Below are 18,213 nucleotides of genomic sequence, written 5' to 3' on the forward strand. Positions count from 1 at the left end.
TTTCTCGCCACTCGTGTAAGTTTTATCTAAAAAACTTTTGCTACCCCCTTGACACCTGTGTAGTATGTATGTAGTATATAAGTATGGAAAGCTCAGGACAAGCAAAAACCTGTATTTTTCGTGCAAATTATGAACGTTGACAACTAAATATTGCTCAAAATTTCAACGAACATCAATTTGAAAGTCTTGTAATATAGACTCGATGGTCATGTTGTTACTTTATACGAGACTGTTCGGTTACAAACTGACTCGAGCAGAGTCAGATATTGTACGAAATCAGTCTAATTTCGACGAATTTCATGCGGATTCAGAACCGACAATTTCAGCCAGATTTAAATCAAGCAAAAAGGCTGAGGAAATCCGCAAAATTAAACAAGCTTATCATTTAGAACGGCGCTTCTTTCAGTAAAGATTATCAGATTTCGTGAATCTTTACCGATACTGGCAATTTGCTAAGTCTCACAAAAAGCCAAAGTCGAGAGCAGATAAGCTACTAATCCCAAATCCAAAATTGCTCTAGGAGGTATCGGTGATGGTTCACATTCGTTTTGAAGGACGTTCCTACGATCTGGCAGAAGACCAACTGGGTATCGCGGCAGGAATGAGCGACAAGGCTATTAAGGAACGTCTAGCAAATCATTTTGATGTCAAAGGCGATCGCTTCGAGTCTTACGTTCTGGATCGCCGTCCCAGCGGCGATTTAATTGTCCGCCCAGAAGCTGTTTACGGCTAGAAATTCATTTAAAGCACGTATTAGGCAGCGCACCCTAACAAAAGAAGCTTACAAACTGGATACGTTCGACTTAAAATCGAATTGTAGGTTCAATTCCTACTTGCCGTGAGGCTAAAGCTTCTCTGACTTGTGCGCTGCCTCTTATAGCTGAATTTGTTATATCTATCCGGCGCTTAAAAGTTCCACTTGGCGCCCCAACAAAGGAAGCTTACATACTAGCTCATTGGTAGAGCAATTCCCTCTTAAGGGACTGGTCGCGGGTTCAACTCCTGCGTATGTGCCAATGGCTTTCTTAACTTGCGCGAAGTGACTTTTTATGCGCTATAAACTCTTGTTGTTAATTCAGGATAATAATTAAGTAATCCTGTTTGTATTGAAGACTTCCGTCCTCAAAAATAAATTGGGTATTAGCCATGAGAAAAAAACTGGCAATTTACCGATCGCCCAAGGAGATAGACAGTCTGATTCATGCCTTCCAAGAAGGCAACCTGTCGCGAAGTCAATGGACCCACGAAGCACATTTAACTGTTGCCCTGTGGTATCTGTGTTATGACTCGGAGCAAGAAGTGATAAATGCGATTCGCAATGGCATTAAACGTTTCAACTCGGTTCAAGGAATTGAAACCACAAAAAACAGTGGATATCACGAAACGCTAACGCTGTTTTGGGTACGAATTATTCGCCGATATCTCGCCGATGAAAGCCAAAATCGCTCGATCGTATATCTGGCTAATGGTTTGATTGCCAAATATGCCGATTCCCTACGGGATAGCTCCGCTTCACGCAATTTACCATTTCGCTACTACACGCGCGATCGGCTGATGTCTTGGGAAGCCCGAAATAGCTGGGTTGAACCAGACTTGAGAGCGATCGAATTAGAAAGAGTTTCCCTGAAATAGTTAATTTAAAATCGCAGTTTTTGCCGCGCCCCAATCGCGAGAGCTTACATACAGACCCTATTAGGTTTAGCCATAGGTTTACTAAAAAAAAGCTCCCCAAACTTGCGCGGTGATTTTTAAATTTCACTTGCTAGCGTGCAACAACTGCCAACCACCGATTTTGAATACTTATCAAATCCAAAATCCAAAATCGAATAGGAAGGTAACACCAATGAATATGAATACAGCAGAGCGCGATTTGCGTTTGGAAATGTTCAACAGTCTCCTCACAACTCCGCACCGTCAATTAGAAAAAGTAGCAGAAATTCACAAGTTAATTATCGAATTAGACCCAATATTTTACGGTCATTTAGCAGTGTGGTATCAACGTCACGGCGACGTGCGCGATCACAAGGAAGTTTTTGCCGGAAATTTGCTGACTTCGGCGCTGACGGAACACCGAGATGCCGGTTTTATGATGCTGCAAGAGTTCCCTCCCTACGAGGTTTCGCGGATTGTGGACTTTATGAAGCAGCACCAGAATAAGGTTCCCCGCAGCGCGCGCACTGCTGTCACTCGCTATCTGAAATCGCGGGAAAAGAATGCACAGTTTTTCGATCGCGCCGCCATCCGCAACCGCAAGGCGATGAAGCATTTGTACGCAACGCTGCACGTCAAGCCGAGCGATCGCGCTAATGCTATCCTGTTTAAAGACAATCCGCCGGAAGACTCTCTGGCATTCGTTTTGAAGCAGTTAGCAAAGGCGGCGACACCTGCGGAACAGGCGAATTTGATTGTTGAGTACAAGATTCCGTATACGATCGCAGTTGGTGCGATCAGACAGCTAACGCCAACGGTTTTGGCCGCGCTGATTAATTCGATGTCGCCGCAGGAAGTCATCAACAATTTGAAATCGATTCAGTCGCGTGGCGCGATGGATCACACCGAAGTTAAGCAGTTGATTGACTCGAAGCTGGATGAAGCGGCAAAGTGCGATCGGGTTTCTGCTTACAAAGCGAGTGTTGCGGGCGCGGGCGCGAACTTCGACGCAGCAACGGCGGCGAAGCTGGAAGCGGTGACAAACGAACAGGTGAAGAAGCGCGGCAAGATTGCGAAAGCAACCGGTTTGTTGATTGACAAGTCGGGTTCGATGGAAAGTGCGATCGAAGTCGGCAAGCGTCTCGCTGCTTTGATTTCGGGCATCTCCGACGCTGCACTGTTCGTTTATGCCTTTGACACGATACCGTATCCAGTGCAAGCAAACGGCAGCGAATTGACAGACTGGGAAGCCGCTTTCAAACACATTCGCAGCGGCGGCGGCACAAGTTGCGGTTGCGCGGTGGAAGCAATGCGAATTAAAAAGCAGGTTGTCGAGCAATTCATTATCGTAACAGATGAAGGCGAAAATGCTGCACCTTATTTTGCAGATGCTTATCAGAATTACTGCCGCAGTTTGGGGGTAGATCCTGATGTTGTGATTGTGCGAGTTGGTTCTTGGTGCGAATATGTCCAGAAGCAATTGAAGGACAAAAAAGTATCGGTGGAAACCTTTACCTTTGCAGGTGATTATTACTCCTTGCCGAATTTAGTGCCGATGTTGAGTCGTCCTTCGCGACTGGAATTGTTGATGGAAATTATGGACACGTCGCTGCCTGTGAGGGATGACAAGTGATATAATTGAGCATGGCTCGTGAGTTAAGCTTGCGGCCAATGCTCACTTTATTTTTTCTAGGAGGGAGCATAAAATTGAAAAAATGATTCAGGGTTTGCCAGATGAGTGCTGAGGGTGAGAGCGATCGCGTAGAACGTCAGGCCGTTTTTCAGCCGGAGTTTTTAGAAGACCTAGAATATTGGGTACAAACTGACCGCAAGATGGCGTTACGCTTAATCAAAATGGTCAGAGAAATTCTGCGAGACCCGTTTGAAGGCATTGGCAAGCCGGAACCCTTGAAATACGAGTTTTCGGGCGCGTGGTCGCGTCGCTTGAATAAAGAACATCGTATTGTTTATTTAGTAAGTGAGGACCGTATTGATTTTCTGAAAGGGCGCTATCACTATTAGTAAAGTGAGAAAAGTTGAGTCATTAAATTAGTCGGAGTTAGAATTTTATGTCAACTGAGATTACATACACTGAAGCAGAAGCAAATTTAGAAAATCTCTGTAATCGCGCTGTTGAAACTGGGGAAGTAATAGTTATTACTAGGCCTAGCGGCAAAAATGCCGTTTTGATTTCTGAGGCAGAATTAGAAAGTTTGCTAGAAACGCTTTATTTGCTGAGGTCGCCTGCAAATGCAACTCGTTTGTTTACAGCATTAAAAAGAGCTAAAGCAAGAGTCATTCAACCTCAGACACTCGATGAAGTTTGCAAAAAATTTGGGCTTGATGAAGAGAATGATACTGAAAAAATCCTACAAATGAGAGTAAACTCATAGAGTGAGGAATCCGATCGCCCTTTATTCCCAAACTCCCGACTGCCTTTCCTCAAGCGATTCGTATTATTGCATTTTCACATCGACTTCTTTCTTCTTCCTTCTGCGATAATTTCTTGTAATTCTGGATTAGCGATGGATGACAGTAACTGGGAATCAGCAGCAGCCAAAGCAGCGCGCAACTTTCCCTCAGTCAGTGCAGGATATTTCTCTAACACCTGCTGTTGAGTCCATCCCGCAGCAAAGAGCCCTAGCAAAAATTCTACAGACAATCGAGTTTCTGGGGCTGCTGGTTGACTTGTTGAAGCTTTCGGGTTTGGATTAATGAGCTTTCGCCAGTCCATTGTTTTACTTAAACGATTGGGGAAGATTCCGCCAATTATACTGCATTTGGGCACAGTAGAAACACGGGTCTTGTGGACTGACTTTGTAACAGTGCCACCGCAGGTCCTACCATTTTAGATTTTAGATTTTAGATTTTAGATTGGGCATCACTGATGAATTAAGGGTTTGAACCTTGGCTAGAGTCGCATTTTTTGCGAACTGGTGTCATTTCCCGATTTTGCGATTAAATTGTTATTACGATCGCAGTACAGCACTTTCTTATAGACTAGAGTAATGGGGTAGCGAGGGGGCGATCGCCCTTTTTCCTTTTGTCCGTTTCAATACCAAACCGCGTTAGCGAAAGCGTTGCGATCCGAAAGAAAGCCCGCCCCTACGGGGGCTACGCCAACGAAGAGGATCGCACTAAATCTCAACCCACGGTTCAACGAACTGTGCAACCCACAATACAACTACTTTAACTTCTTAAAACTATGGGAAAAAAGTCGAAAGCCAAAAAATCCCAGGTCAAAAAATCCAGTTTGCTTTGCACCAGACTGCAAGAAGCTCTCGATCGAGGCAGCAAAGTTTGGATTAAAACAAATAATAGCAGTTTTGGCGGCATCCCGATTAATTTGTTTGCGGACTTCGTGGAACTTTTGGTGATAGTCCCCCCTAACGAACAGGCGGAAAATATCGATGCTTACGGACAAGTTACGTGGCTGATTCGACTCTCTGATATTATTGCACTCGCTTATCCTACTGAATACTGGTCTAAAGATAGATTAGAAAGTTTGCTGCCACCTGATGCAGTTACTTCCGAAGTAGGAGATTAACTGTAAGGTGCGCTCTGATAGCACCCTACGTTTAGCCGAATGGTAAGTGGAAGGTGCGCCGAAGAGCACTTTACACTTACCATTTTATAAGCTGTTTTACCAGCGAAAATATAAACAACTCCGACCGATTTTTATCAGTTTAATTATTCGTTGCAAGCTGAAAGCTTCACTTTACAACGGCCACCCTCTAGTTCGCTGCAAGCGGCGAGAGCTTGAGCTTCTGCTGCTGATTTGTCGTCACCCCAGCCCGCACCTGCTCCTCCTTCGCCTAATGCGATCGCTCCACAATTATTGGTATTATAGGTCAGCGCTTCACAGTCGTCAGCACCTCCTGTTTCTTCATTGCAAGCGGCTACTGCTGCGTTTAGTGCGCCTCTCTGTGAATCATGATTCCAACTAATACCAGTGGCGCCAGAAGTCGCAGAATAAGCAGTAGCTCCATAGGTGGTCTGAGCTTTAGCTACCTGGGCTGACCCCAAAATAGGAAGTGTCAGAGCTGTCACTACAACCAACTTAGAAAAAAGCTTTGGCAGCATATTTACTTGAGATATTTACAAGGTTAAAATTCTATCCTCGCTCAATATTATATTAGGATATTCATTCGTGTCAAGAGTGTTTACAATTCTTTGTAGTGGCTTTAATTAAAAGTGCGTTATGTACAATAAGTAAGATTACGGAGGTCAATCCATTGGCAGATATTCGCAGAATTCTCAGCCAACTTGCGGCCAAAGAAGGGCAACTACTCGATACCCAATTCCTGGCTCCCTGCGTGCGCGGGGGAAGCGTGCGGATAAGAGTTAGCTCAATGGTTTATACTTTTCAACCGCAGCCACGCAACTTTGAAGGATGGGCTATTTTTGCGCCAGTAAATGAGAAAATTGTTGCGGTAATTGAGGAGCCGATTTTGCCGCAAGTGGCCGAGTATTTGCAACTGCTCGTACCTGTTCGCTTGCACTTGGCTTGTGTGCTGCAAGGGCAAAGTTGGCTGGCTTATCCTGTTAACGAATCTGATGCTAAACAGCGCACAGGTGTTGCGAAACCCGTACCAGTTCATTTAGTAACTGAAGGTTCGCAATTTGAGCCGATTGTTGCGCGGTGGGACGGTCATTGTTTGTGGTTTGAAGAGATTGACAGGCGCGCCGATCCGCTGCCATCTGAAAAGTTGAAAGCAGCTTTAAGAAAGTTGATTTTGCCTCAAGAAGTTCGCTTCAAAGGGATGACACCGGAAATGCGAACAGTTTACGAATTGGTGTCCCGAAATATTAAAGGTTTCGATCCGAAAGTGCGGGAAGAAAAGCGCTTGCAGCGGGCGTTGAAAATGGGAGGCGGTGAATTGCGGGATTTTTTCGATCGCGAAAATTATTGGCTAGTTGAATGGACTAGCGGAACAGGAGAACACCACACTTCTGCGATCGCCAAAAATGACTTGACAGTTATGAGTGCTGGCATTTGTCTCAGCGGATTGGACAAAGACTTCGACTTGCAATCATTAGTTGGAGTAGTTGAAGATAGATAGGAAATAATGACTACTGACTACTGACTACTGACTACTGACCATGAGTATATTTTTTCACGAACAACTTTACAGAAGTGCCGCAGTGATGTCGCAGATCAAAAATTTCCCGGTAACGGTGTGCGGCGCGGGCGCTTTGGGTGCGAATATTACAGAAAGTCTGGCGCGATCGGGCTTTTGTCAGTTAAAAGTCATCGATCGCGATCGCATCGAGGAACGCAACCTTTCCACTCAACCCTATTATCGATCGGACATCGGCGCATTCAAAGCCAAAATTCTCGCCAACAACCTCTACCGCGCTTTGGGAGTCAGCATTGACGCGCACTCAAAAGAATTGACACCCGCAAATGTCGATCGGCTGCTTGCCAACAGCGCCACAATCATCGATACTTTTGATAACAGTGTCGGGCGGCAAGCAGTCAAGGATTACTGTGCGAGTGTCTCCCTTCCCTGCGTGCACGTCGGATTAGCTGCCGATTACTCCGAAATAATTTGGAACCAACACTATCGGGTTCCTTCAGCGACGAATGATGACGTTTGCGATTACCCGCTGGCGCGAAACTTGGTAATCCTGACAGTTGCAGTTGCCTGCGAAGTTATTGTTACCTTTGCTGCTACCAAACAGCAACAAAATTTAACTTGCACGATCGGAGATTTTGCAGTAAAGCCACTTATATTGTAGAATGTCGGTTGACTGTTGCCAGAAACCAGGTGAATCGAGATTGGATGCCCCCATCCCAGAAACCCGGTTTCTCACCCTCAAACAATCGTCCAACTTGCAAAAAACGCTTGAGAAAATTAACAGGGAAAGTATGGTTGGATCGCAGACTTTTTATTATTTACTTGCAGTTCTGGGCTTATTAGTTTTGACTGGCGCAAATGCAGCAAACTATACAGCGGGCAGCGCAATTTGCCCCACTAATGATTGCCACGAACCAGTAGTAAGACACCATAAAAGGATTTTAAAATGTGGCTCGAAAGGGCACGATGTGAAGAAACTGCAAAAGTTGTTGAACGCGCGGGGCTTGTCCCGACACCCGATCGTAATTGATGGCGTTTTCGGTCCGACAACCGAAGATGCAGTGAAAAGATTTCAGCGGCAAGCTCATATTCCTGTAGACGGAGTTGTGGGAGGCAAAACTTGGGACAGATTGTTTGCTAGTTCGTAAATTTAAGCACTGGACAACAAAGGTTCCTAAGTCAGTCGATTTTAGATTTTAGATTTTAGATTTTAGATTTTAGATTTACTCGATAACAGATGAATCTGGAAGCTTAAACTCTGTAATCTAATTTTTTTTCTCGACCCTCGATAGCGTCGGAAAGCAAATACCTGTGTTTGGGTGGAGTCATCTTTGGTAATAATTAATCCCTGGGATTTGTAGTTGCATATTAAGTAGATTTTGTGCAACTACAGATACCTAAATTCCCATCAAGAATCAATCGCACACTAGATTGGTAATGAATGAAGTTTTAGATTTTTGGTTTGGTCGAGCGCACTCTCCTGAGTTTGGCAAAGTCCACAAGAAATGGTTTGAAAAAGATGCGGATTTTGATGCAGAAGTGCGATCGGGCTTTCTCCCGCAATACGAACTAGCCGCCTCCGGTCAACTCGACTCATGGCAAGATTCCCCCGAATACTGCCTAGCATTAATTATACTGCTCGATCAATTTCCGCGCAATATGTTTCGCGGAACGCCCCAAGCATTCGCCACAGACAGCAAAGCTTTAGCCACCGCCGAATACGCTATTAATCATAACTTCGATCGCGAATTGGTTACTGTACAAAAATGGTTTATTTATCTGCCTTTTGAACACAGCGAAAAATTAGAAAACCAGCAAAAATCTGTGGAACTATTTCGCCAACTCAGCGGCGAACCTGACAGCGATTCAGTCATTGAATACGCGCAGAAGCATTTGGAAATAATCGAACGTTTTGGGAGATTTCCCCACCGCAATGAAATTCTAGGACGCGAAACAACCCCCGAAGAAGCGGAATTTCTCAAACAACCCGGTTCTGGATTTTAAAGGGCGATCGCAAAATCTCGATCGTTCTGATATATTCGAGGTTGTAGAGGCGGTTTTAGCGCGCAATCACAACCAACAGCAGGCAATCTGTCTACAAAACCCGCCCCAACCCAGCGAATCTCAAATTGAATAGAAATTAGAAAAGAAGATCCATTGTTGATTCAACAAAAAGTAGACGCTGGTGAAGAATTTATTAATCCCCCCATCGTCACCCGCGATACTGCACCCGATAAATCCGGTTGTTCGCTTCCTCAGTAAATAGCAAACTCCCGTCAGGTAAAACCAGCAAACCAACCGGCCTTCCCCAAGTTGTCGGGCCCGACGGATCTGTGAGAAAACCAGTCAGAAAATCCTCATAATAACCTTGAGGGCGCCCGTTCGCGGCATTAAAAGGTACAAACACGATTTTATAACCAGTTCCAGCGTTCCGGTTCCAACTCCCGCGAAACGCCACAAATGCCCCGTTGAGAAATCTTTTGGGAAACGTTTTGCCGTCGTAAAACTGAAGCCCCAAAGCCGCCGAATGCGCCTGAAACAAAACGTCCGGCATTAATGTTTTAGTCGCTAAATCAGGTCGATCGCTATTGCCATTTCTGGAGTGGCGCGGGTCGAGCAAATTCGGCTTAAAATAAGTGTAAGGCCAGCCGTAAAACTCGCCTTGACGAATTCTTGTCAAGTAATCCGGCACCAAATCATCTCCCAAACCGTCGCGTTCGTTGACTGTCGTGTAGAGTTGATTGGTTTTTGGGTGAAAATCCAATCCCACCGGATTTCGTAAACCCGAAGCAAAAATTTGCTGGTTCTTGCCTTCCAAATTCATCACTTGAACAGACGCCCTCGGCAGCGGTTCGACATCGGCATTAGACTGCGATCCAACTGAGACGAAAAGCTTGCTGTTGTCGGGGGAAACGACAACATTTCGCGTCCAGTGTTGGTTGTAGCCACCGCCCGGTAAATCAGCAATTTTTTGACCAGTACCGGTCAATTGTTCCTGCCCTTTTGTGTAGGGAAATCGGCGAACTTCATCGGTATTTCCGAGGAAAAAATAGCGATCGGCAAAAGCCATGCCAAAGGGAATATTTAACCCGTTTTGAGCACTTGCAAAAGTCTTGCGAACCTCAGCAACGCCGTCGCCGTTGGCATCCCGCAACAGTGTAATCCGATTCTGCCGGGTTTCTGTTACCAAAACATCGCCTGTCGGCGTCAAAGCCAGCCATCGGGGAGCGTCTAAATTGTCAGCAAAAACGTTGACGACAAAGCCAGGAGGCACTCGCAGCACTGGCGATGCGGGAATCGGTATTACTTGAGGAGGTTTTGAGGCGCTTTCGCTGGCTCCTGGCCGCGGCAAAGAAGTAGCAACAATGCGGATTGGCTGCGGCGAAAGCGGTTTGGTCGGTACAATTTGATTTGTCCCAACATTTCCCAGCGGTGCACGGGAGGGAATTTGCGACACGGGGCCGTTGTCGCCCACAGCAGGGGCGATCGCATCTGTAGCTCGATCGCACGCAATCATCGGCAACAGCAGAATTAGTAGCAAGAAACGCAGGTAATACATAGCAGCGATTTCTCCACAATTGCTAGACAATTATATTATTCTAACTGCTATTAAACAGCGAAGCCACCGCGTGCGCGGTGACTTAATTTCGCTTACTCATACCAGTTGCAAAAAAAGAAGGCAACTGTAGGCCCGTGTTTCAAACCTTGAGCTTCATCAGTCAATCGATTTTAGATTTGCGATTTTAGATTGTTGATTGAAGAAAGCGATCCTACTAATAAATCCGGGGGGCCCGGATCAAATTGCTTGATTGTCATTGCCAATTTTCAATCGAAAATCGACAATCAAAAATCTAAAATCGTATAACCTAGGTCTACCAAAGTCCTCTCACAGGAGCCGGAGCCGGAGCCGGAGCCGGAATTGGACGGGGAGCCGGACGAGGAGCCGGAGCCGGAGCCGGACGAGGAGCCGGACGCGGTGGCGGTTCTGGAGCCGGACGCGGTGCCGGTGCTGGGGTTGCGGGACGAGCAACCGTTGTGGCGACCACCTTATAATCGGGGATCACCGCGATATTTTGGATCTGAGATCCGGCGACGGTGGCTCTGACTTTCATTCCCGGTACTAAGCCAATAATTCTCAGGACGCATCTTTGAATCCTGAGAGTCCTGTACGGCGCGCTTTCTTCGCGAATAGTTACTACATCGCCGACAATACTTTTGACAAAACCGACAATGGTTGTAGTGTTTGCTGTTGTGGTGGTCTGCGTTTGGGCTATTTGAGTTGCAGGGTTAGCCATCGCAGGATTTACTGAGACCGCCGAAATTACCACCGACAGTGTTGCACCTGTCAATAATTTGATGTTCTGAAGACGCATTGAAACCTCACATTAACTGCTATTCAGGGTCGGGTTTGCTTCCGCTGCACGAAAGTCCCAACTTCTATACCTAATCCAGTTTAATCCCCAGAGTAGGAAATTTATGACAATCTCAAAAAAAGATTATCGAACAAGTATTGAAAGACTAAATTTTACATCATAAGTTCCCGATTTACAACAAGTTCAGCGGTTTGCATCTCTAGAGTGTTGCCGTGATATATTGAGTTTATTCGATCGACCGTTGCAGTTTTTTTCCGCCCACCTAACTGTTGCTGGGGGGAACTCTACCCAAAGACAGATTGTGCTTGCCGGATACAGCAGCGCCATAGTTTGAATACTCGATCGCCAGTCGGCCATTACTAAAAAATCCAATTAGTCGGAGGGAAAACTTAATCATTTTCTTGCAAGATTTACCCATAAACCGGGTTTTTTAACGACATTCTATTGCGTAACTCCACTGAGCTACTTATAAAAACCTTGTTGTTTTGGTATTATTGCTTAAGCTTTGTGTTGAGCTACAAGTTATCAGTGGTGAAATTTCAACTAAAAACTGTACAGCGCAGTTGCCGTCAAAAAGCCATCTCAAAAATTTTCTCATCAGGTGCGGTTGGCGGATAATTAGATAGGAACTTTGTAGGAAATGCTGGTGAGGAGTTTAGCGAAGAAAACAATGGTGAAGAGCAAATTTTCGTTTAACAAGTTAATTGTACTGAGCTTGAGTGCAGCCGCGCTGTCGGTCGGCCTACAGCAGCAGGCGACTGCCGAATTGGTGGCTAATTCAAGTAATAGTGCGATCGCAGCGCAGCGGCCCACATCCGAGACACAATTGCCGAATCTTGGAACCCCAGAACTGCCGCCCTTGGGAGAACCATTTCGTTATATTCCCCAGGAACCAAAGCCTGCGGTAAATCCTATTGAGGAAGTACGTTTAGTCCTGAAATTGCGAGAACGCCGCGTCTATGTTTACCGACAAAATAAGGTGCAAACCAGTTTCCCGGTTGCTGTGGGAAAAGGCGGGTGGGAAACTCCTACAGGCAATTTTAAAGTGATGCAAATGATCAAAGATCCAGTTTGGCAAAATCCTTGGACAGGAGAACTTATTCCTGCTGGGCCAGATAATCCATTAGGGAGTAGGTGGATGGGATTTTGGACGGATGGCAAGAATGTGATTGGTTTTCATGGTACTCCGAATCCAGAGTCGATCGGGGGGGCGGCTTCTCACGGTTGTGTCAGAATGTTTGACAAAGACGCACAGGCTTTATTTGAGAAAGTCGCAGTTGGCACACCGGTGATAGTTGAGCATTAGTTATTCCGAGGTTGGGGTGCATAAAAACAAATGAACAGGCAAGATGCCTGTTCCACAAAGACTTAAATTTGGTTGTGGGCTGGGCATCATGCCCGCCCATGAAAGACTTATTGATAATGCAGCTATTGGGTGAGTTAAAACTTACATTTTGCACCCCCCTCAGCAACAGGCTTTTTGGCCTGTTCCACAAAGAGTTAAATAGATTGCTGATATTTTTCCAGCAACTCCGGGATGTAATCGTACCCATCAACACCGATCGCCGGAATGATATTCGCTCGACTTTTAGCCAAAGCTTGTTTAAAAGATTCAGCCCCCATTTGACCCCGCAAAATAGTCAACAAGCCAGCCGATTGACGCCACTCCATCGCACCAATTTGCTCCAAAGTATACATCCCCAAACTGCCAGCAAATATGGCTTTTTCTAGTGAGTTGATTCTGTAATAAGCTTGAGCCAAGTAAGCCAAATTCAGACCTTGCAAATATAAATCCCCTGAGAATTGAGCTGCTTGCCAACCTTTGAGCAAATATTCGATCGCAGCTTCAGCATTTTCCAGGGCAATTTTAGCGATACCGAGACTGCTGGAACAAAAAGCTTGACTTTGGCGATCGCCCAATTTTTCCGATAGCAACAAACCTTGTTCCAAATAACCGATCGCACTCTCGTAAACCTCCGGTTCCACCTCCTCCAACTGCCGCGCTTGAAACACTTCACTGTAACCCAAATTAGCCAGAGCATTTGCCTCGCCTTGTCGCTCTCCCGCTTGTCGTGCCATAATTAAAGCCCGCTGGCTGTAATTAATCGCTTCCTGATAATTTTTTTGAGCAACATAGTTGCGGCTGATGTGATTGAGATTGGCAACTTCGCAAGCTTTGTCCCCTTCGGTACGGGCAATTTCCAGCGCTTGCTTGTGCAACAAGATCGATCGCTCGTAAGCCCCAGCCGCCTGCATCGAATAACCCAAAAGCGTCAGAATTCGAGCTTTTGCTTGAGTGCCTTCAACTCGCCGCAGCGGTTCATCTAAATAATCCAAAGTATGACGCAGAGCTTTACCATCAAATGAAGCAAAAATTCCCCCGTAAAGCGGAAAGTATTCTCGTTGAGAAAAAGCCCGCAAAATTTGCAAAGTTACTTGAAAACAAGCATTGGCTAACTGCTCCCCGCTCTTGGTAGAATTATTAAACCCACTAGCTAGCTGACTCCAAATTACCGCAAAAGTAATGTAAGTAGAAATAGAAGCTTTCGTTGACACTTTGGAATCGTAAACTTGCTTGTCAAACCATGTCGCCAACGCCCGCTGCAAGCACTGCAAAATAATCGCTAATTCCACCAATATGCCTAAATCTAAATTCGATTGCTGGGCTGCGAATTGAACTACAGATTCACCGATCGCAATAGTATTCAAAAGAGCCTGGGGAAAGGGACTGTTAACTTTTTTTGCCCAAAAAGCCCAAGGCCCATTTTGTTCGGGACTACCGGCAAATCCTAGCTGCTGCGGCTGATAAATCCAGCCCACAAGTTCCGGTTCCAAACGCTGCCAAGATTCTAAACCTTTGGCGATGCCGGCGGTGATTTGCTGCAAATCTTGTTCGGTTTCGGGATTGGCAGTTTGCAGCATTTGTTGGTGCAGAGATTTGGCTAATTGCTGCAATTGATCTAGAGTCAGCGGATGTTCTTTATTCGGATCAATTACTTGCAATAATGCCAAGAGGCGGGCATTAGATTCAGCACTAACGATTTGTTGGATTGAGGAGGCAATTGCGCGATCGACGCGGTTATCTTTCTGCCAACGTTCCCATTCTCCTTGGATGGTTTTGAGAGCTCTGAGGGTGCGATTTGCCTTTGCTTGTTTGATTTCGTCTTTTTCATTTCTGAGTTGATTTTCGGCGGCATCAAGGCGTTCGCCGAAACAGCGTTCAAAGATTTCGCCAGTACCGGTACTAATGTCTTGCACCAGCATTTGATAAACTTGTTCTTTGGAGCGAATTTGACCTTTGAGGGTGATTTCGACAATTTTGTCGATTAGGGCTAGGTAGCGATCGCGCAGTGAGGTAGAGTCTGGCATAATTTATTTTTAGTTAATAAGTTTTTATGGACAGCGCTTGCAGCTTGCACCATTTCATGCTGCTATTTAATTTTACAGCTCATCTGGATTAATGCCCATTGCTCTGAGGCGATCGGCTAAACGATTTGCTCGCTGACTTTCTAATTCGGCTCGCTGACTTTCTAATTCGGCTCGCTGCCTTTCAAACTCCTCTGGAGTCAGAACCCAATCGCCACTGACATCGTACCAACGCAGCCACAACCTCGAACAACCTTGATAACAACCTTCCCACAAACCTATACCTAATTCTAATTCCGGTATCCAGAATCGGGGTTCGGTTAAAACTTGTTCGCGGTAACGATTGCTAATCAAACGAAATACTCTCAGTTGATTGTTGTACCGACTGAAAACAAAGTAGTAAGGAATCTGCAAAATCTGTTCGTAAACTCGCCACTTAGTAGGCGGTTTATTTCGGGATTCTTCTGTAATTCCTAAATCCTCATCTTCAGTTCCAGGTGATAGCAGTTCTATTACTACCAGAGGACTGACATTTTCTTGCCACATCACGTAGCTGAGGCGTAATTCGTCACCTCGATAAAATCTCGGAACCCCCAAGACGACAAACCAATCAGGTTTTTTGTACCAATTGAGATGGTTAGAATCGTAGTAGAGATTAAGGTCTGTCGCTATAAATATTTGTTCTGGCGGATGGTTTGCGGGGCGACAGGTTAAACGCAGCAGTTCAGGTTGAAAGTCGTGGAATTCGTCAGGCAAACCGGGTTCCTCCGGGTCTTCACTGGGTAAATCATACATCGTAGGGAGGACTTTTGTTTGGGAAGGTGGCGAATCCGGTTCGTACATCGTCATAAGATTACCCAGGCGAGACGGCTTGAGGAGATTGAAGCGGTACGGTAATTGTAATATTATAGCGCGATGTGATTTCTTGCGGCAGAAAGTCAGTATCTTTTGGACCGGGAATTTTATCGAGATAGCAATTTTTTACGGCTAACAGAAAGCCTGCGATCGCTTCTGATTAATTTTGGGAGTCGGCTACCTTCAATAAATCTTGCCATTAACTCTCATCGTTGCCGTTAATATCTAGCGGTGTAATCGCTGACTTTATCCTCTGTTACGCTGCGGTTTGTTCGGTTTAAATAGTGCAGTATTTACTCAAAAATAGTAGTGGGTGAATTGCCTTCTGCTGTGCCTTTTTTCTTGGCAATGAGTTGTTTGACATAGAGTTTTGCTAGCAAGACGGTGATGTCTCTGACGCCGACTATTTCGGTTCTAAGGTTTCGTAGATTTTGAGCAGCCACAGTGGGCAGATGCCAAAGATTCGGAAGAGGAAAAACAAGTAAACTTCCCAGATGTAGGGACTTTTTGGAAGTGATTTGATGCAGTGGCAATTGCTTGGTTCAGCTTTGAGAGCATTGATGTATACACGGAGATTTGCGATTTTTGGTTGTGACAAATTAGCTTTAGGTTCATCCAAAATTTTTAAGGCTGATTCTAGGTTTGATACAGCCTGATTTAACTCCGGTGAGGTTAGCGTCTTTGCTTTTTCTTGAAGGTGAAGAGCAATACTTAGCAAGACAGGGGCCGCAGGGCTACGCAGATTGGCATCGGAGTCTTTCAGCAGCGGAACTATTTGTGGCACAACAGTTTTAGCTCCTGCACCAATCGTCCCCAAAGCAGAGGCTGCACTACCTACGCACATTTGGATTGGAGTCTTTCAGCAAGACTATTAGCTGCGGCAATGCAGTTTAAGCTTTTGCACGGATTTTATTCAAAGCAGAGGCTGTACTACTACGCACATTTGGATTGGAGTCTTTCAGCAAGACAATTAGCTGCGGCAGTGCAGTTTTAGCTTCTGCACCGAAACTTCCCAAAGCATTGGTTGCACTACTACGCACAGTTGCATCTGAGTCTTGAAGCAGGGAAATTAGCTGTGGTAGTGCAGTTTCAACTTCTGCACGCATCCTTGCCAAAGCATAGTCTGCACGGCTACGCACAGTGGCATCGGAGTCTTTCAGCAACAGAATTAGCTGCGGCACAGCAGTTTTAGCTTCTGCACCCATCTTTCCCAAAGCATTGGCTGCACGGCTACGTACAGTGGCATCGGAGTCTTTCAGCAACAGAATTAGGTGCGGCACAGCAGTTTTAGCTTCTGCACCTATCCTGCCCAAAGCATAGTCAGCACGGCTACGCACAGTGGCATCGGAGTCTTTCAGCAACAGAATTAGCTGCGGCACAGCAATTTTAGTTTCTGCACCAACCGACACATCTGAGTCTTTCAAGGTTTTGACAAAGGCAGGAATAGCAGGAAGACCGATTTGTCTTAGAACCTCAGCAGCACTCTGAGCGACTGACAAATTCTGATCCTGCAAAGCTTCCATCCTATCAGGGATGGCTGGTTCACCTATTTTTCGTAACAGCTTAATAGCTGGATCAAGTGCTATTTCATCGTTAATATTTAACTTCTCGGTGAGGAAGGCAATCTGTTTGGGATTAGCTGTGGGTTCCTCCCCAATTCCAGTCGCAGCATTGCGAGTCAACAGCAAAGGCGATGTGAAAGATAGAAACGAGAGGGCAATTACGGCAGCTAATCTGTGTCGGTAGTGCTTCGTCATGGGCTAGAATCCTTGTGTTTGATGAGCCGTCTCAGCCATTTGAATAATTGTGTATACATTCTCATCAAACTGTTTCAGGACTCCGGGCGATCTAAATTTGTGCTTGCCCGTGGTGCAATCGATCGCCCTAAATACTGCTTAAAAAGGGTGACTTTAAGAACATTCGGCAGTCTAAGGCATAATTAGATATCTTATATTCGTTCTATGATGTGTTTATGATTTCCGAACCCCTTACCCTCTCAACAAGCAATCCTGTTTTAGCGGCAAAAGGATTAACTCGTCGTTTTGGTGGTTTAATTGCTGTAAACAACGTATCTTTTACAGTTGAAAAACACGAAATTTTTGGATTAATCGGCCCTAACGGCGCGGGCAAGACAACTCTATTTAATCTAATGACTGGACTGATACCTGCTTCTAGTGGCAACCTGATTTATCAAAATGAAAATATTTCCCAATTGAAGCCTTATCAAATTGCTAATAAAGGTATTGCCAGAACTTTTCAAAATATCCGGTTGTTTGGGGAACTTTCTGCTGTGGAAAATGTGGCGATCGCCCGACACATCCACAGTCGATCGGGCAATCCAGTTTTATCCGTGCTGGCGGGGATTTTCGGCTTGCCAGCATCTAACGCAATGGAACGCAAAACCCAGCGAAAAGCCTTAGAATTGTTGGATTTAGTCGGATTGGGCGATCGCGCGGGCGAACAAGCCAAAAACTTGCCCTACGGCGACCAGAGGCGCTTAGAAATTGCCCGCGCTTTAGCCTTAGAACCGCAAATACTCTTGTTAGATGAACCTGCAGCGGGGATGAATCCCAATGAAAAGCATAAATTAAGCGAATTTATCCGAGAAATACGCCAGCAATTCAATTTAACTGTAATATTGATCGAGCATCATGTACCGCTAGTTATGGGATTGTGCGATCGGATTGCCGTGTTGCATTTCGGTCAGCTTATTGCTTTGGGAGAACCTGCTGTTGTGAGGAATGACCCGGCGGTAATTGAGGCTTATTTGGGAGATGAAACGTAAAAAATATAAATGTTTGCCTGCTCTGACGGGAAACGAGTAAAATTAATAGTTAGCCTTAAATGAATCTTCCAGCCATCTGAAGAGTAATTCAGCTATGAGCCAG

The 18,213-nt window shown here is 45.4% G+C and carries 21 protein-coding genes and 1 tRNA gene; 13 read left to right on the top strand and 9 right to left on the bottom strand.

What is annotated here, in order from left to right:
* The first annotated feature begins 532 nt into the window (after positions 1-532).
* The 6 genes from QT979_RS04670 to QT979_RS04695 all read left to right on the top strand — a co-directional run bounded on the left by QT979_RS04670 (position 533) and on the right by QT979_RS04695 (position 4,043).
* On the top strand, positions 533-733 hold the full coding sequence (locus QT979_RS04670; RefSeq protein WP_333209070.1) for a hypothetical protein: 201 nt from the start codon (positions 533-535) through the stop codon (positions 731-733).
* A gap of 210 nt (positions 734-943) precedes the next feature.
* Positions 944-1,016: transfer RNA gene (locus QT979_RS04675), tRNA-Lys, on the top strand.
* A 130-nt stretch (positions 1,017-1,146) separates the two neighbouring features.
* Positions 1,147-1,632, top strand: a complete 486-nt coding sequence (locus tag QT979_RS04680) for a hypothetical protein (protein WP_333308397.1) — start codon at positions 1,147-1,149, stop codon at positions 1,630-1,632.
* Between the two features lie 211 nt (positions 1,633-1,843).
* Complete coding sequence (locus QT979_RS04685) at positions 1,844-3,283, top strand: hypothetical protein (protein ID WP_333308399.1); 1,440 nt, start codon at positions 1,844-1,846, stop codon at positions 3,281-3,283.
* 101 nt (positions 3,284-3,384) lie between these two features.
* Positions 3,385-3,672, top strand: a complete 288-nt coding sequence (locus QT979_RS04690) for a Txe/YoeB family addiction module toxin (RefSeq protein WP_333209076.1) — start codon at positions 3,385-3,387, stop codon at positions 3,670-3,672.
* 47 nt (positions 3,673-3,719) lie between these two features.
* Positions 3,720-4,043, top strand: coding sequence for a type II toxin-antitoxin system prevent-host-death family antitoxin (locus tag QT979_RS04695; protein ID WP_333209077.1), 324 nt, complete (start codon positions 3,720-3,722; stop codon positions 4,041-4,043).
* 74 nt (positions 4,044-4,117) lie between these two features.
* Here the strand turns inward: QT979_RS04695 and QT979_RS04700 are convergent, their stop codons facing one another.
* Positions 4,118-4,384, bottom strand: coding sequence for a DUF433 domain-containing protein (locus QT979_RS04700; RefSeq protein ID WP_333209079.1), 267 nt, complete (start codon positions 4,382-4,384; stop codon positions 4,118-4,120).
* Between the two features lie 471 nt (positions 4,385-4,855).
* Between QT979_RS04700 and QT979_RS04705 the strand changes: the two genes are divergently transcribed.
* On the top strand, positions 4,856-5,197 hold the full coding sequence (locus QT979_RS04705; protein ID WP_333209081.1) for a hypothetical protein: 342 nt from the start codon (positions 4,856-4,858) through the stop codon (positions 5,195-5,197).
* A gap of 143 nt (positions 5,198-5,340) precedes the next feature.
* On the opposite strand, the gene QT979_RS04710 is transcribed toward QT979_RS04705, so the two are convergent.
* Positions 5,341-5,733: a DUF4189 domain-containing protein gene (locus QT979_RS04710; protein ID WP_333082037.1), complete on the bottom strand. Its 393-nt coding sequence runs from the start codon at positions 5,731-5,733 to the stop codon at positions 5,341-5,343.
* 152 nt (positions 5,734-5,885) lie between these two features.
* Here QT979_RS04710 and QT979_RS04715 point away from each other — a divergent pair, with 152 nt between their 5' ends.
* The 4 genes from QT979_RS04715 to QT979_RS04730 all read left to right on the top strand — a co-directional run bounded on the left by QT979_RS04715 (position 5,886) and on the right by QT979_RS04730 (position 8,735).
* Positions 5,886-6,713, top strand: coding sequence for a hypothetical protein (locus QT979_RS04715; protein ID WP_333308403.1), 828 nt, complete (start codon positions 5,886-5,888; stop codon positions 6,711-6,713).
* A gap of 40 nt (positions 6,714-6,753) precedes the next feature.
* Positions 6,754-7,392 (top strand): ThiF family adenylyltransferase, encoded by a 639-nt coding sequence (locus QT979_RS04720; protein WP_333209085.1) that lies wholly within the window; start codon positions 6,754-6,756, stop codon positions 7,390-7,392.
* 40 nt (positions 7,393-7,432) lie between these two features.
* On the top strand, positions 7,433-7,879 hold the full coding sequence (locus tag QT979_RS04725; RefSeq protein ID WP_333209086.1) for a peptidoglycan-binding domain-containing protein: 447 nt from the start codon (positions 7,433-7,435) through the stop codon (positions 7,877-7,879).
* A 289-nt stretch (positions 7,880-8,168) separates the two neighbouring features.
* On the top strand, positions 8,169-8,735 hold the full coding sequence (locus tag QT979_RS04730) for a DUF924 family protein (RefSeq protein WP_333209088.1): 567 nt from the start codon (positions 8,169-8,171) through the stop codon (positions 8,733-8,735).
* Between the two features lie 208 nt (positions 8,736-8,943).
* Here the strand turns inward: QT979_RS04730 and QT979_RS04735 are convergent, their stop codons facing one another.
* The gene (locus QT979_RS04735; protein ID WP_333209090.1) at positions 8,944-10,290 is read right to left on the bottom strand and encodes a sorbosone dehydrogenase family protein; all 1,347 of its coding nucleotides are present in this window, start codon (positions 10,288-10,290) and stop codon (positions 8,944-8,946) included.
* Between the two features lie 313 nt (positions 10,291-10,603).
* Positions 10,604-11,104, bottom strand: coding sequence for an autotransporter (locus QT979_RS04740; protein ID WP_333209092.1), 501 nt, complete (start codon positions 11,102-11,104; stop codon positions 10,604-10,606).
* 670 nt (positions 11,105-11,774) lie between these two features.
* Here QT979_RS04740 and QT979_RS04745 point away from each other — a divergent pair.
* The gene (locus QT979_RS04745; RefSeq protein ID WP_333209094.1) at positions 11,775-12,410 is read left to right on the top strand and encodes a L,D-transpeptidase; all 636 of its coding nucleotides are present in this window, start codon (positions 11,775-11,777) and stop codon (positions 12,408-12,410) included.
* A 194-nt stretch (positions 12,411-12,604) separates the two neighbouring features.
* On the opposite strand, the gene QT979_RS04750 is transcribed toward QT979_RS04745, so the two are convergent.
* The 5 genes from QT979_RS04750 to QT979_RS04765 all read right to left on the bottom strand — a co-directional run bounded on the left by QT979_RS04750 (position 12,605) and on the right by QT979_RS04765 (position 17,082).
* Entirely contained in the window at positions 12,605-14,473 is a 1,869-nt protein-coding gene (locus tag QT979_RS04750) for a tetratricopeptide repeat protein (protein WP_333209096.1), read from the bottom strand.
* A gap of 72 nt (positions 14,474-14,545) precedes the next feature.
* Positions 14,546-15,319, bottom strand: coding sequence for a Uma2 family endonuclease (locus QT979_RS04755; protein ID WP_333308405.1), 774 nt, complete (start codon positions 15,317-15,319; stop codon positions 14,546-14,548).
* 4 nt (positions 15,320-15,323) lie between these two features.
* Positions 15,324-15,476 carry a hypothetical protein gene (locus tag QT979_RS28950; RefSeq protein WP_445304752.1) on the bottom strand — a complete coding sequence of 51 codons (153 nt, stop codon included), beginning with the start codon at positions 15,474-15,476 and terminating at the stop codon, positions 15,324-15,326.
* A gap of 252 nt (positions 15,477-15,728) precedes the next feature.
* Complete coding sequence (locus QT979_RS04760) at positions 15,729-16,169, bottom strand: hypothetical protein (protein WP_333308407.1); 441 nt, start codon at positions 16,167-16,169, stop codon at positions 15,729-15,731.
* Positions 16,170-16,215: 46 nt separating this feature from the next.
* A complete protein-coding gene (locus QT979_RS04765) occupies positions 16,216-17,082 on the bottom strand; it encodes a HEAT repeat domain-containing protein (protein ID WP_333209098.1) in 867 nt (288 codons plus the stop codon).
* 215 nt (positions 17,083-17,297) lie between these two features.
* Here QT979_RS04765 and QT979_RS04770 point away from each other — a divergent pair, with 215 nt between their 5' ends.
* The gene (locus tag QT979_RS04770; RefSeq protein ID WP_333209100.1) at positions 17,298-18,110 is read left to right on the top strand and encodes an ABC transporter ATP-binding protein; all 813 of its coding nucleotides are present in this window, start codon (positions 17,298-17,300) and stop codon (positions 18,108-18,110) included.
* Positions 18,111-18,213 lie beyond the last annotated feature (103 nt).

Source organism: Microcoleus sp. w2-18bC1 (assembly GCF_036700365.1).
In the GTDB taxonomy this organism is placed as follows: domain Bacteria; phylum Cyanobacteriota; class Cyanobacteriia; order Cyanobacteriales; family Microcoleaceae; genus Microcoleus.

Bases quoted from the DNA above. Each gene is read 5' to 3' on its own strand.
- QT979_RS04670 (WP_333209070.1), top strand. From the start codon at position 533: ATGGTTCACATTCGTTTTGAAGGACGTTCCTACGATCTGGCAGAAGAC.
- QT979_RS04680 (WP_333308397.1), top strand. From the start codon at position 1,147: ATGAGAAAAAAACTGGCAATTTACCGATCGCCCAAGGAGATAGACAGT.
- QT979_RS04685 (WP_333308399.1), top strand. From the start codon at position 1,844: ATGAATATGAATACAGCAGAGCGCGATTTGCGTTTGGAAATGTTCAAC.
- QT979_RS04690 (WP_333209076.1), top strand. From the start codon at position 3,385: ATGAGTGCTGAGGGTGAGAGCGATCGCGTAGAACGTCAGGCCGTTTTT.
- QT979_RS04695 (WP_333209077.1), top strand. From the start codon at position 3,720: ATGTCAACTGAGATTACATACACTGAAGCAGAAGCAAATTTAGAAAAT.
- QT979_RS04700 (WP_333209079.1), bottom strand. From the start codon at position 4,384: ATGGACTGGCGAAAGCTCATTAATCCAAACCCGAAAGCTTCAACAAGT.
- QT979_RS04705 (WP_333209081.1), top strand. From the start codon at position 4,856: ATGGGAAAAAAGTCGAAAGCCAAAAAATCCCAGGTCAAAAAATCCAGT.
- QT979_RS04710 (WP_333082037.1), bottom strand. From the start codon at position 5,733: ATGCTGCCAAAGCTTTTTTCTAAGTTGGTTGTAGTGACAGCTCTGACA.
- QT979_RS04720 (WP_333209085.1), top strand. From the start codon at position 6,754: ATGAGTATATTTTTTCACGAACAACTTTACAGAAGTGCCGCAGTGATG.
- QT979_RS04730 (WP_333209088.1), top strand. From the start codon at position 8,169: ATGAATGAAGTTTTAGATTTTTGGTTTGGTCGAGCGCACTCTCCTGAG.
- QT979_RS04735 (WP_333209090.1), bottom strand. From the start codon at position 10,290: ATGTATTACCTGCGTTTCTTGCTACTAATTCTGCTGTTGCCGATGATT.
- QT979_RS04740 (WP_333209092.1), bottom strand. From the start codon at position 11,104: ATGCGTCTTCAGAACATCAAATTATTGACAGGTGCAACACTGTCGGTG.
- QT979_RS04745 (WP_333209094.1), top strand. From the start codon at position 11,775: ATGGTGAAGAGCAAATTTTCGTTTAACAAGTTAATTGTACTGAGCTTG.
- QT979_RS04750 (WP_333209096.1), bottom strand. From the start codon at position 14,473: ATGCCAGACTCTACCTCACTGCGCGATCGCTACCTAGCCCTAATCGAC.
- QT979_RS04755 (WP_333308405.1), bottom strand. From the start codon at position 15,319: ATGACGATGTACGAACCGGATTCGCCACCTTCCCAAACAAAAGTCCTC.
- QT979_RS04760 (WP_333308407.1), bottom strand. From the start codon at position 16,169: ATGTGCGTAGGTAGTGCAGCCTCTGCTTTGGGGACGATTGGTGCAGGA.
- QT979_RS04765 (WP_333209098.1), bottom strand. From the start codon at position 17,082: ATGACGAAGCACTACCGACACAGATTAGCTGCCGTAATTGCCCTCTCG.
- QT979_RS04770 (WP_333209100.1), top strand. From the start codon at position 17,298: ATGATTTCCGAACCCCTTACCCTCTCAACAAGCAATCCTGTTTTAGCG.